Here is a 13,357-nt window from a genome sequence, read left to right on the forward strand (position 1 = left end):
CTGTGCGAAATTTGATTCTTGTTGGGCCGATGGGCGCTGGAAAAAGCACCATCGGCCGTTTGCTGGCCAAAGAGCTGCGCCTGCCTTTCAAAGATTCCGACAAGGAAATTGAATTGCGCACGGGCGCCAATATCCCATGGATCTTCGACAAGGAAGGCGAACCGGGCTTTCGTGATCGTGAGCAGGCGATGATCGCCGAGCTGTGCGCATTCGATGGCGTGGTGCTGGCCACCGGTGGGGGCGCGGTGATGCGCGAGGCCAATCGTCGGGCGCTTCACGCGGGCGGACGAGTGGTCTACCTGCATGCTTCCGTCGAACAGCAGGTCGGTCGTACCGCCCGGGATCGCAATCGTCCTCTGTTACGCACCGCCGATCCGGCCAAGACCCTGCGGGACTTGCTGGAACTGCGCGATCCGCTGTATCGCGAGATCGCCGATGTGGTGGTGGAAACCGATGAGCGGCCACCGCGTATGGTGGTGCTGGACATTCTCGAACGCCTGCAGCAGTTGCCCCCCCGTTAATGCTCCACGGGAAATGCGCTATCCTCGGCGTCTCGTCTTGGCTGCCAGGGGCGCGTCGAAGGCCATTGAATGCGTCATGGCGAGCACTGTGGACTTTCGTTAATTGCAGGCAGGACGCCTGATTCCATCTTCAGCGTGGGGAAACATGCAGACACTTAAGGTCGACCTGGGCGAGCGCAGCTACCCGATTCACATTGGCGAAGGCTTGCTGGACCAGCCGCAGTTGCTGGCGCCGCATATCGCCGGGCGGCAGGTGGCGATCATCTCCAATGAAACCGTCGCCCCGTTGTATCTGGAGCGTCTGGCGCGCAGTCTGTCGGCTTTTTCGGTCATTTCCGTCGTACTGCCCGACGGAGAAGCCTTCAAGAACTGGGAAACCCTGCAACTGATCTTCGACGGCCTGCTGACGGCACGACATGACCGTCGCACCACGGTCGTGGCCCTGGGGGGCGGCGTGATCGGCGATATGGCCGGTTTCGCCGCCGCCTGCTACCAGCGTGGGGTCGATTTCATCCAGATTCCCACCACGTTGTTGTCGCAGGTCGACTCCTCGGTGGGTGGCAAGACAGGGATCAACCATCCGCTGGGCAAGAACATGATCGGCGCTTTCTATCAGCCCAACGTGGTGCTGATCGATACCGCGACCCTGAAGACTTTGCCTGCTCGCGAACTGTCTGCAGGACTGGCGGAAGTCATCAAATATGGCCTGATCTGTGACGAGCCATTCCTGGGGTGGCTCGAAGAGAACGTAGACCGCCTGCGTGCGCTGGACCAAACGGCCCTGACGTACGCCATCGAACGCTCCTGCGCCGCCAAGGCCGCCGTGGTAGGCGCCGATGAGCGGGAGTCGGGTGTGCGCGCCACGCTCAACCTGGGCCACACTTTCGGCCACGCCATCGAGACCCATATGGGCTATGGTGTCTGGCTGCACGGCGAGGCGGTCGCAGCCGGCACGGTCATGGCTCTGGAAATGTCCGCGCGCCTGGGCTGGATCAGCCAGCAGGAACGTGATCGCGGCATTCGCCTGTTCCTGAGAGCCGGGCTGCCGGTGGTTCCGCCCGAGGAAATGACCGAAGCCGATTTTCTCGAACATATGTCTGTCGACAAAAAAGTGATCGACGGTCGTCTGCGCCTGGTGCTGCTGCGCCGCATGGGCGAAGCGGTAGTGACCGACGATTATCCGAAAGAGGTTCTACAGGCCACGCTGGGAGCGGATTACCGTGCCCTGGCTCAGCTTAAAGGTTAATAAGATTCCGATGACTAGTTTGCATGCCGACGAGGCTTTCCTCGGCCATTTCCAGTTGAGTCACGACCCTTTCGCTCCACGGGTCCCGGGCTTCAAGTTCTTCCCGGCCCAGCGCAAGCCAGTGCTGGGGCAATTGCATCATCTGGCGCGCTACAGCCAGTTGTTGCTCGTGGTCACCGGTCCCCAGGGCAGTGGCAAGACGTTGCTGCGCCAGGCCCTGGTGGCCAGTACCAACAAGCAATCGGTACAGAGTGTGGTGGTCTCGGCCCGAGGAGCTGGCGACGCCGCTGGCGTGTTGCGTCAGGTGGCTCAGGCGTTGAATGTCGCCCAGGCCGAAATCGGCGCGATTCTCGAGCAGATCGTGCAGTTGGCGCTGACCGGGCAGGAAGTCTATCTGCTGGTGGACGATGCCGAGCAGCTCGACGAGTCCGCCCTCGGGGCCTTGCTCGAGTTGGCGGCCGGCGCGCCGGAAGGTCGTCCCCATGTGTTTCTCTTTGGCGAGCCGTCGCTGATCGCCGGCCTGGAGCAGTTGCAGCTCGAGGAAGAGCGCTTCCACATCATCGAACTGGCGCCCTACACCGAAGAAGAAACCCGCGAATACCTGGCTCAGCGCCTGGAGGGGGCAGGCCGGGGTATCGAACTTTTCACCGCCGATCAGATCTCTGAGATTCACGAAAGCTCCGACGGCTGGCCTGGCAACATCAATCAGGTCGCCCGCGATGCTTTGATCGAAATCATGATTGCCAGCCGCTCAGCGGTGAAGCGTCCAAGTATGGGGTTCAACATGCCGAAGAAACACGTATTGGCGATTTCCGCGGTGGTCGTGGTCGCCATCGCGGCTGCCTGGCTGATGCCGGGGCGCAACAAGGCGCCGTCCACGGGCGCACCGGCCAACGAACAGGCGCAGCTGCCCCTGGGCCAGGGTGCGCCACAACCCAACGGTGGTGCCCCGGCGGTGGAATTTGCCGGAAGTACCCAGCCGATGCCGCTGCCGTTGGTCGGCCAGTCGCAACCGGTGATGCGCGGCCCCCTGGCCGAAGCGGCCGGCGGAATCACCGAGGGCGACGACGGTACTGCGCCACCGATCGACGACAGCAGCGACACGCCGCCCACCGTGACCACCACCGCGCCGCCCGTAGGTGTGCCGGCGGGTCCGGCGCCAACGCCAACGCCAACGCCTGCTCCCGCACCAGCCGCCAAGCCGGCGCCTGCTCCCACCCAGGTAGCTACCGCCAAGCCAGCGCCGGCCCCCACACCCGCTGCCAAGCCCGCACCGACGCCGGCCGCCAAGCCTGCCACTACCGCGGGCAAGGCCACAGGGGGGAACTGGTACGCAGGCCAGGCACCGGGCAACTATGTGGTGCAGATTCTCGGCACCAGCTCCGAATCTGCTGCGCAAAACTTCGTCAAGGAGCAGGGCGGCGAGTACCGTTATTTCAAGAAAGTGCTCAACGGCAAGCCGCTGTATGTCATCACCTACGGCAGCTTCGCCAGCCGCGATGCAGCCGTTTCCGCCATCAAGGCCTTGCCAGCGAAGGTTCAGGCTGGTAAACCTTGGCCTCGCACTGTCGCCAGCGTCCAACAGGAACTGGCAGCAACTCGCTGAAGATTCGGCGGCCTTACCCAGGCCGCCTCTCCCGGCAACCTCAACATTTCCGCAAGGGCGGGCGACCTTTCCAGGCCGCGCGCCTTGTGGTGTCTGCGTCATAGTAGCGTTTGAGTCGCAGCGGTCGAACCCAAAAAAGTTTTGACTAGCACAGCGTATAGCTTTAAACCTTTCACAAATGCGACATGGATTTGCGACAGTTCGTCGTCAAATTTGTGGGCGTCTGTGTCGGCATGTACAATGACCACCCTTTTGCCCCCGCAAAGCCGGCGTACGTTCGGCGCGATATGCAACTGGTTGAATTGAAAAGAAATTTGTCTCGATAAGAGGCAGCCTGGTGAGAAAGTGTCTATGAAAGCAGGTCTGTACCAACCCGATGAGTTCAAGGATAACTGCGGTTTTGGCCTGATAGCCCACATGCAGGGCGAACCCAGCCATACCCTTTTGCAAACCGCCATTGAGGCCCTGACCTGCATGACCCACCGCGGTGGGATCAACGCTGACGGCAAGACCGGCGACGGTTGTGGCTTGCTGATTCAAAAGCCTGACGAGTTCCTGCGTGCCGTTGCCCAGGAAACGTTCGGTGTAACCCTGCCCAAGCAGTACGCCGTGGGCATGGTTTTTTTCAACCAGGATCCGGTGAAGGCCCAGGCGGCTCGCGAAAACATGAATCGTGAGATCCTGGCCGCCGGCCTGCAATTGGTGGGTTGGCGCAAGGTGCCGATCGACACCAGCGTCCTGGGTAGCCTGGCCCTGGCGCGCCTGCCGCAGATCGAGCAAGTGTTCATCGCCGGCGAAGGCCTGAGCGACCAGGAAATGGCGATCAAGCTGTTCAGCTCCCGTCGTCGTTCGTCCGTGGCCAACGCCGCCGACACCGACCACTACATCTGCAGCTTCTCCAACAAGACCATCATCTATAAAGGCCTGATGATGCCGGCGGACCTTACCGCCTTCTATCCGGACCTGAGCGACGAGCGCCTGAAGACCGCGATCTGCGTGTTCCACCAGCGCTTCTCCACCAACACCTTGCCGAAATGGCCGCTGGCCCAGCCGTTCCGCTTCCTCGCCCACAACGGCGAGATCAACACCATCACCGGCAACCGCAACTGGGCCCAGGCCCGTCGCACCAAGTTCGCCAATGACCTGATGCCGGACCTGGACGAACTTGGCCCACTGGTCAATCGCGTAGGTTCGGACTCTTCGAGCATGGATAACATGCTCGAACTGATGGTGACCGGCGGCATCGACCTGTTCCGTGGCGTGCGCATGCTGGTGCCGCCGGCCTGGCAGAACGTCGAGACCATGGACCCGGACCTGCGGGCTTTCTACGAGTACAACTCCATGCACATGGAGCCGTGGGACGGCCCGGCCGGTATCGTGATGACCGACGGTCGCTACGCCGTGTGCCTGCTGGACCGTAACGGTCTGCGCCCGGCGCGCTGGGTCACCACCAGCAACGGTTTCATCACCCTGGCTTCGGAAATCGGTGTCTGGAACTACCAGCCCGAAGACGTCATCGCCAAGGGCCGTGTAGGCCCGGGCCAGATCTTTGCCGTGGACACCGAAACCGGTCAGATCCTCGACACTGACGCTATCGACAACCGCCTCAAGTCCCGTCATCCCTACAAGCAATGGCTGCGCAAGAATGCCCTGCGCATCCAGGCGACCATGGAAGATAACGACCATGGCTCGGCGTTCTACGATGTCGATCAGCTCAAGCAGTACATGAAGATGTACCAGGTCACGTTCGAAGAGCGCGACCAGGTGCTGCGTCCGTTGGGCGAGCAGGGCTACGAAGCGGTCGGCTCCATGGGTGACGACACGCCGATGGCGGTGCTGTCGCAGCGCGTGCGCACGCCGTACGACTACTTCCGCCAGCAGTTCGCCCAGGTGACCAACCCACCGATCGACCCGCTGCGCGAAGCGATCGTCATGTCGCTGGAAATCTGCCTGGGCGCCGAGCGCAACATCTTCCAGGAATCGCCGGAGCATGCCTCGCGGGTGATCCTGAGCTCGCCGGTCATTTCCCCAGCCAAGTGGCGTTCGTTGACCAACCTTGACCGCCCAGGCTTTGCGCGCCAGGTCATCGACCTGAACTACGACGAAAGCGTCGGCCTGGAAGCGGCCATCCGCAATGTCGCCGATCAGGCTGAGGAAGCCGTGCGCGCCGGTCGCACCCAGATCGTGCTCAGCGACCGCCACATCATGCCGGGCAAGCTGCCGATCCACGCTTCGCTGGCCACCGGCGCGGTGCACCATCGCCTGACCGAAAAAGGCCTGCGCTGCGATTCCAACATCCTGGTGGAAACTGCCACCGCTCGCGATCCGCATCATTTCGCGGTGTTGATCGGCTTTGGTGCTTCGGCGGTGTATCCGTTCCTGGCCTATGAAGTACTGGGTGACCTGATCCGTACGGGTGAAGTGCTGGGTGACCTCTATGAGGTGTTCAAGAACTACCGCAGGGGCATCACCAAGGGGCTGCTCAAGATCCTGTCCAAGATGGGTATCTCGACCATCGCGTCGTATCGCGGTGCGCAGTTGTTCGAGGCCATCGGCCTGTCCGAGGAGGTGTGCGAGCTGAGTTTCCGTGGCGTGCCGAGCCGCATCAAAGGCGCGCGTTTCGTCGACATCGAAGCCGAGCAGAAGGCGCTGGCCGCAGAAGCCTGGAGCCCACGCAAGCCGATCCAGCAGGGCGGCCTGCTGAAGTTCGTCCATGGTGGCGAATACCACGCCTACAACCCGGACGTGGTCAACACCCTGCAGGCCGCCGTGCAGCAGGGTGACTACGCCAAGTTCAAGGAATACACGTCGCTGGTGGACAACCGTCCGGTGTCGATGATCCGCGACCTGCTCAAGGTCAAGACCCTGGACACGCCACTGAACATCAGCGAAGTGGAGCCGCTTGAATCGGTGCTCAAGCGCTTCGATTCCGCCGGTATCTCCCTGGGGGCGTTGTCGCCTGAAGCCCACGAAGCCCTGGCCGAAGCCATGAACCGCCTCGGTGCGCGTTCCAACTCCGGCGAAGGCGGTGAGGACCCGGCGCGCTACGGCACCATCAAGAGTTCGAAAATCAAGCAGGTCGCCACCGGCCGCTTCGGTGTGACACCCGAGTACCTGGTCAACGCCGAGGTGCTGCAGATCAAGGTTGCACAAGGGGCCAAGCCCGGCGAGGGTGGCCAGTTGCCGGGCGGTAAGGTCAACGGCTTGATCGCCAAGCTGCGTTATGCCGTGCCTGGCGTGACGCTGATCTCGCCGCCGCCGCATCACGACATCTATTCGATCGAAGACCTGTCGCAACTGATCTTCGACCTCAAGCAGGTGAACCCGAAGGCCCTGGTCTCGGTGAAACTGGTAGCGGAGGCCGGTGTCGGCACCATTGCCGCCGGTGTCGCCAAGGCCTATGCCGACCTGATCACCATCTCCGGCTACGACGGCGGCACCGGTGCTTCGCCGCTGACTTCGATCAAGTATGCCGGTGCGCCGTGGGAGCTGGGCCTGGCGGAAACCCACCAGACCCTGCGCGGCAACGACCTGCGTGGCAAGGTCCGGGTGCAGACCGACGGTGGCTTGAAAACCGGCCTGGACGTGATCAAGGCCGCCATCCTCGGCGCCGAGAGCTTCGGCTTCGGCACCGCGCCGATGATTGCCCTGGGTTGCAAATACCTGCGCATCTGCCACCTGAACAACTGCGCCACCGGCGTGGCGACCCAGAACGAGAAGCTGCGCAAGGACCACTACATCGGCACTGTCGACATGGTGGTGAACTTCTTTACCTACGTGGCCGAAGAAACCCGTGAGTGGCTGGCGAAGCTGGGCGTGCGCTCGCTCGAAGAACTCATCGGCCGTACCGATCTGCTGGAAGTGATCGAGGGCCAGACCGCCAAGCAGCATCATCTGGACCTGACCCCGTTGCTGGGCAGCGAGCATATTCCGGCGGACAAACCACAGTTCTGCCAGGTGGACCGCAACCCGCCGTTCGACAAGGGCGAGCTGGCCGAGAAGATGGTCGCGATGGCCGCTTCGGCGATCAACGACCTGAGCGGTGCCGAGTTCGAACTGGACATCTGCAACTGCGACCGTTCCATCGGCGCGCGGATCTCCGGCGAAATCGCTCGCAAGCATGGCAACCAGGGCATGGCCCAGGCGCCGATCACGTTCCGCTTCAAGGGCACTGCGGGCCAGAGCTTCGGCGTCTGGAACGCCGGTGGCCTGAACCTGTACCTGGAAGGCGACGCCAACGACTATGTTGGCAAGGGCATGACCGGCGGCAAGCTGGTCATCGTTCCGCCCAAAGGCAGCGCCTATAAGACTCAGGACAGTGCCATCATCGGCAACACCTGCCTGTACGGCGCCACCGGCGGCAAGCTGTTCGCCGCCGGCACTGCGGGCGAACGTTTCGCCGTGCGCAACTCCGGGGCCCACACGGTGGTGGAAGGTACAGGTGATCACTGCTGCGAATATATGACCGGTGGTTTTGTCTGTGTACTGGGCAAGACCGGTTATAACTTCGGCTCTGGCATGACCGGCGGTTTCGCCTATGTGCTCGACCAGGACAACACATTCGTTGACCGGGTCAACCACGAACTGGTGGAAATCCAGCGGATCAGCGGCGAGGCCATGGAAGCCTACCGCAGCCACTTGCAACGCGTACTGGACGAGTATGTCGAGGAAACCCAGAGTGAGTGGGGGCGTGAACTCGCCGAAAACCTCGACGACTATGTGCGTCGCTTCTGGCTGGTCAAGCCCAAGGCTGCCAACCTCAAGTCGTTGCTTTCCAGCACCCGTGCCAACCCGCAGTGATATGCGCCTGAAGAGTTTGATGAGGTTTTAATAATGGCTGAACGTCTGAATAACGACTTCCAGTTCATCGATGTCGGGCGCAAGGATCCGAAGAAGAAACTGTTGCGTCAACGCAAGAAAGAGTTCGTGGAAATCTACGAGCCTTTCAAACCCCAACAGTCGGCCGACCAGGCCCACCGTTGCCTGGGTTGCGGTAACCCGTACTGCGAATGGAAGTGCCCGGTGCACAACTTCATTCCCAACTGGTTGAAGCTGGTGGCCGAGGGCAACATCCTCCAGGCCGCCGAGCTGTCTCACCAGACCAACACCCTGCCGGAAGTCTGCGGCCGGGTGTGCCCGCAGGACCGTCTGTGCGAAGGTGCGTGCACCTTGAACGACGGTTTCGGCGCAGTGACCATCGGTTCGGTGGAGAAGTACATCACCGACACCGCGTTCGCCATGGGCTGGCGCCCGGACATGTCGAAGGTCAAGCCGACCGGCAAGCGGGTCGCCATCATCGGTGCCGGCCCGGCGGGCCTGGGCTGTGCCGACGTGCTGGTGCGCGGCGGCGTGACCCCGGTGGTGTTCGACAAGAACCCGGAGATCGGTGGCCTGCTGACCTTCGGCATCCCTGAGTTCAAGCTGGAAAAGACCGTGCTGAGCAATCGTCGCGAAGTCTTCACCGGCATGGGCATCGAGTTCCGCCTGAACACTGAGGTGGGCAAGGACGTGACCATGGAACAACTGCTCGAGGAATACGATGCGGTGTTCATGGGCATGGGCACCTACACCTACATGAAGGGCGGTTTTGCCGGTGAGGACCTGCCGGGCGTGTATGACGCGCTGGACTTCCTGATCGCCAACGTCAACCGCAACTTGGGCTTTGAAAAGTCGCCGGAAGATTTCGTCGACATGAAGGGCAAGAAGGTCGTGGTCCTGGGCGGTGGCGACACGGCGATGGACTGCAACCGGACTTCGATCCGCCAGGGCGCCAAGTCGGTGACCTGCGCCTACCGTCGTGACGAAGCCAACATGCCCGGCTCGCGCAAAGAGGTAAAGAACGCCAAGGAAGAAGGCGTGAAGTTCCTCTACAACCGCCAGCCGATCGCTATCGTCGGTGAAGACAAGGTCGAAGGTGTGAAGGTGGTCGAGACCCGTCTCGGCGAACCGGACGCCCGTGGCCGTCGTAGTCCCGAGCCGATCCCGGGCTCGGAAGAAATCATCCCGGCCGACGCCGTGGTGATCGCCTTCGGCTTCCGCCCGAGCCCGGCGCCGTGGTTCGAGCAGTTCAGCATCCAGACCGACAGCCAGGGCCGCGTCGTGGCACCTGAGCAGGGCCAGTACAAACACCAGACCAGCAATCCGAAGATCTTTGCCGGTGGCGATATGGTGCGTGGTTCGGACCTGGTGGTGACGGCGATTTTCGAAGGCCGTAATGCGGCGGAAGGGATTCTGGATTACCTGGGCGTCTGATTCGCTCCCGGGCTGAAATGCAATACAAATGTGGGAGCGGGCTTGCTCGCGAAAGCAGTAGATCGGTTGATAAATATGTCGCCTGACACACCGCTTTCGCGAGCAAACCCGCTCCCACAAGTGTTTTGTGGTGTTGCGCAGATTGGGTCCCACCGCGACAAATTGCCCCGATAGATAAAAGGCACGGCTCTCGCCGTGCCTTTTGCGTCGCGCTCTGAGAAAATGCCCGCACTTTTTTTCCGGATGCCGACATGACTGCCCTGAAGAACGACCGTTTCCTTCGCGCCCTGCTCAAGCAACCCGTTGACGTCACCCCGGTGTGGATGATGCGCCAGGCCGGTCGCTACCTGCCCGAGTACCGCGCCAGCCGCGCCAAGGCCGGCGACTTCATGAGCCTGTGCATGAACCCGCAGTTCGCTTGCGAGGTCACGCTGCAACCGCTCGATCGCTACCCGCAGCTGGACGCGGCGATCCTGTTCTCGGACATTCTCACCATCCCCGACGCCATGGGCCAGGGCCTGTACTTCGAGACCGGTGAAGGCCCGCGTTTCAAGAAAGTTGTCAGCACCCTGGCTGACATTGAAGCCTTGCCGATCCCCGATCCGCAAAAGGACCTGGGCTACGTCATGGACGCGGTCAGCACCATCCGCCGTGAACTCAACGGTCGCGTGCCATTGATCGGCTTCTCCGGCAGCCCCTGGACCCTGGCGACCTACATGGTCGAGGGCGGTTCGTCCAAGGACTTCCGCAAGACCAAGGCCATGCTCTACGACAACCCGCAAGCCATGCACCTGTTGCTGGACAAGCTGGCGCAGTCGGTCACGTCCTACCTCAACGGCCAGATTCTGGCCGGCGCGCAAGCGGTGCAGATCTTCGATACCTGGGGCGGCAACCTGTCGGCGGCGGCCTACCAGGAGTTTTCCCTGGCTTATATGCGCAAGATCGTCAGCGGCCTGATTCGCGAACATGAAGGGCGCCGGGTACCGGTGATCCTGTTCACCAAGAATGGCGGCCTGTGGCTGGAGAGTATCGCTGACGCCGGCGCCGACGCCCTGGGCCTGGACTGGACCTGTGACATCGGCAATGCCCGTGCGCGGGTTGGCGACAAGGTGGCCCTGCAAGGCAACATGGACCCGACCGTCCTCTACGCCAAGCCTGAAGCCATTCGTGCCGAGGTTGGTCGAATCCTGGCCAGCTACGGCAAGGGCAGCGGCCATGTGTTCAACCTGGGTCACGGCATTACGCCGGAAGTCGACCCGGAACACGCCGGTGCTTTCCTGCGGGCGGTCCATGAATTGTCGGCGCAGTATCACGACTGATTACAACGCCTGGAAAAAGATCGCGGCCTGCGTCCGCTTCTACTCAGAGTGAATCTGTAGAAGCGGACGCAGGCCGCGATCTTTTGTTTCAGGCGCTTATATTTTCCAAGGGTGGCAGCTTCGCCAGTTTCACCGCTACCAGCAACGCCACCATCAGCAGCGTGGCAATGAACAGGCCGATGCCGTTCCAACCGCCAAGGTGCCAGGCCACGCCGCCTGCAGTACCCGCGACGCTCGACCCAGCGTAATAGCTGAACAGATAAAGTGACGAAGCCTGGCCCTTGGCTTTAAGGGCGCGGCGACCGATCCAGCTGCTGGCGACCGAATGTGCACCGAAGAAGCCGAAGGTGAACACCAGCATACCCACGATCACCACCGACAGCTGCGTCACCATGGTCAAGGCGAGGCCAGCCAGCATCAGTGCGATCGTCACCCAGAGCATCTTGCGCCGGCCGACCTTGTCAGCCAGCGCACCGACTTTCGCCGAACTGTAGATTCCCGACAAGTACACCACCGACAGCAACCCGACGAACGCCTGATCCAGATGATAAGGCGCGGCCAGCAGTCGGTAGCCGATGTAGTTGAACAGCGTCACGAAGGCGCCCATCAAGACAAAGGCTTCGAGGAACAACAACGGCAAACCGGCATCGCGAAAGTGCAGGGTGAAACCGTCCAACAGGCTGCGTGGATGCAGCGAGCGTGGGCGGAAGTTGCGCGACTCGGGCAGGATCCGCCAGAACACCGCCGCGGCAATCAGTGCGAGGCCGCCGATCACCAGCATTGCGGTATGCCAGCTGACGAAATCGATCAACACACCAGCGATCAGCCTCCCGCACATGCCGCCGATGGCATTGCCGGCGATATACAGTCCCATCGCCAGGCCGATGTGCCTGGGGTGGATTTCTTCGCTCAGGTAGGTCATCGCGACCGCTGCCAGCCCGCTCAATGACAACCCCACGAGGGCGCGCAATACCAGCACGCCGTGCCAGGTCGGCATCATCGCGCTGGCAATCGTGCACAGCGCCGCAGCGAACAGTGCGGCGACCATCACCGGTTTGCGGCCGATGCGATCGGAAATCGGACCGGTGATCAACAGGCCGATGGCGAGCAGGCCGGTCGCCACCGACAGGATCAGGCTGCTCTGGGCGGCATTGATGGAAAACTCCGCCGACAACAACGGCATCATCGGCTGCACGCAATACAACAGGGCGAAAGTCGCGAAGCCCCCGCAAAACAGCGCGAGTACCGTGTGCATGAACATCGAGGAGCCTTTTTCGATGTAGATGTCTTTCAGTTCGGAAGCGGCTTCGTCCTGTACGCGAGGAGGAATTTCATGGGTCAGCGGAGCGACAACGGTTTTCACGATGAACCTCGGGAGAGCACGGCCAGGCAGGCAATGAAAAAAGCATATAGCCGGCTAATGTTTCTATCCAATATATTGTTCGACCTGTTTAAGACGTTTGGCGACTTATTGGAATGCCTATGGAATTGCGTCATCTGCGTTACTTCATTGCCGTGGCCGAAGAACTGCATTTCGGCCGTGCCGCGCTGGCGCTGGGTATCTCCCAACCACCCTTGAGCCAGCAGATCCAGGCGCTGGAACAGGAGATCGGTGCGCGCTTGTTCGAGCGCACCAATCGTCGGGTCGAGCTGAGCGAGGCTGGGCGGTTGTTCCTTGAAGAGGCGCGTCGTGTGTTGGCCCAGGTCGATAAGGCGGCCGACGTCGCCCGCCGCGCTCAGTTGGGTGAGCTGGGGGAGCTGAAGATCGGCTTCACCTCCTCTGCGCCGTTCAATTCCACCATTCCCCAGGCGATTTTCACCTTCCGCCAACGTTATCCCGCTGTGCATCTGACCCTGCGGGAAATGAGCAGTACCCAAGTGGCCGACGCACTGATGGACGAAACGATCGAGGTCGGCATCATGCGTCCGTTGCCACTGCCCGATAGCCTGGGCGTCATTGAATTAAGTCACGAGCCGTTGGTGGCCGTGCTCAGCGCCAAACATCCACTGGCCCAGGGCAACGAAAAAGGGCTGTTTCTCTCGGCGTTGGCCCAGGAGCCCTTCGTGTTCTTTCCCCGCAGCTACGGCAGCGGCCTGTATGCACAACTTCTGAACCTGGCACGAGACGCCGGTTTCAGTCCGCATTTCGCCCAGGAAGCTGGCGAAGCCATGACCATCATCGGTCTGGTGGCGGCGGGGCTGGGCGTCTCGGTGTTGCCAGCGTCCTACCAGCGGATGCGAATCGATGGCGTGATCTATCTACCGCTGCTCGATCCTGCGGCAGTCTCGGCGGTGTGGTTGGTACAGCGCAAGGACCAGCGTTCGCCGATGGCGAAGGGGTTCGTGGCGTTGTTGACCAGCGATACCGAAACCTCCTGATCTGTCTATATCATCGTCGGAGATCCTCATTCGC

General features: G+C 61.6%; 8 protein-coding genes. 7 read left to right on the forward strand and 1 reads right to left on the reverse strand.

Annotation, left to right across the window (positions count from 1 at the left end; translation table 11 throughout):
* Positions 1–2 precede the first annotated feature (2 nt).
* From aroK to hemE, 6 genes are all read left to right on the forward strand, one after another.
* Positions 3–521: a shikimate kinase AroK gene (gene aroK, locus LCU97_RS16025; protein ID WP_053147728.1), complete on the forward strand. Its 519-nt coding sequence runs from the start codon at positions 3–5 to the stop codon at positions 519–521.
* A gap of 145 nt (positions 522–666) precedes the next feature.
* Complete coding sequence (gene aroB / locus LCU97_RS16030; RefSeq protein ID WP_232777145.1) at positions 667–1,767, forward strand: 3-dehydroquinate synthase; 1,101 nt, start codon at positions 667–669, stop codon at positions 1,765–1,767.
* 10 nt (positions 1,768–1,777) lie between these two features.
* Entirely contained in the window at positions 1,778–3,373 is a 1,596-nt protein-coding gene (locus tag LCU97_RS16035) for an AAA family ATPase (protein ID WP_232777146.1), read from the forward strand.
* Positions 3,374–3,724: 351 nt separating this feature from the next.
* Positions 3,725–8,173 (forward strand): glutamate synthase large subunit, encoded by a 4,449-nt coding sequence (gene gltB / locus LCU97_RS16040; protein WP_232777148.1) that lies wholly within the window; start codon positions 3,725–3,727, stop codon positions 8,171–8,173.
* 33 nt (positions 8,174–8,206) lie between these two features.
* On the forward strand, positions 8,207–9,625 hold the full coding sequence (locus LCU97_RS16045; protein WP_039592434.1) for an FAD-dependent oxidoreductase: 1,419 nt from the start codon (positions 8,207–8,209) through the stop codon (positions 9,623–9,625).
* 251 nt (positions 9,626–9,876) lie between these two features.
* Positions 9,877–10,944, forward strand: a complete 1,068-nt coding sequence (gene hemE, locus LCU97_RS16050) for a uroporphyrinogen decarboxylase (RefSeq protein ID WP_053147719.1) — start codon at positions 9,877–9,879, stop codon at positions 10,942–10,944.
* Between the two features lie 88 nt (positions 10,945–11,032).
* Here hemE and LCU97_RS16055 read toward each other — a convergent pair whose 3' ends face one another.
* Entirely contained in the window at positions 11,033–12,307 is a 1,275-nt protein-coding gene (locus tag LCU97_RS16055; RefSeq protein ID WP_232777149.1) for an MFS transporter, read from the reverse strand.
* Positions 12,308–12,426: 119 nt separating this feature from the next.
* On the opposite strand from LCU97_RS16055, the gene LCU97_RS16060 reads away from it, so the two are divergent.
* Positions 12,427–13,323 carry a LysR family transcriptional regulator gene (locus LCU97_RS16060; RefSeq protein WP_232777150.1) on the forward strand — a complete coding sequence of 299 codons (897 nt, stop codon included), beginning with the start codon at positions 12,427–12,429 and terminating at the stop codon, positions 13,321–13,323.
* Positions 13,324–13,357: the final 34 nt, after the last annotated feature.

Source organism: Pseudomonas uvaldensis (assembly GCF_021271205.1).
Taxonomy (GTDB): domain Bacteria; phylum Pseudomonadota; class Gammaproteobacteria; order Pseudomonadales; family Pseudomonadaceae; genus Aquipseudomonas; species Aquipseudomonas uvaldensis.

Excerpts from the sequence above, each read along its gene's own strand:
- aroB (WP_232777145.1), top strand. The coding sequence starts at position 667 with ATGCAGACACTTAAGGTCGACCTGGGCGAGCGCAGCTACCCGATTCAC.
- LCU97_RS16045 (WP_039592434.1), top strand. The coding sequence starts at position 8,207 with ATGGCTGAACGTCTGAATAACGACTTCCAGTTCATCGATGTCGGGCGC.
- hemE (WP_053147719.1), top strand. The coding sequence starts at position 9,877 with ATGACTGCCCTGAAGAACGACCGTTTCCTTCGCGCCCTGCTCAAGCAA.
- gltB (WP_232777148.1), top strand. The coding sequence starts at position 3,725 with ATGAAAGCAGGTCTGTACCAACCCGATGAGTTCAAGGATAACTGCGGT.
- LCU97_RS16035 (WP_232777146.1), top strand. The coding sequence starts at position 1,778 with ATGACTAGTTTGCATGCCGACGAGGCTTTCCTCGGCCATTTCCAGTTG.
- LCU97_RS16060 (WP_232777150.1), top strand. The coding sequence starts at position 12,427 with ATGGAATTGCGTCATCTGCGTTACTTCATTGCCGTGGCCGAAGAACTG.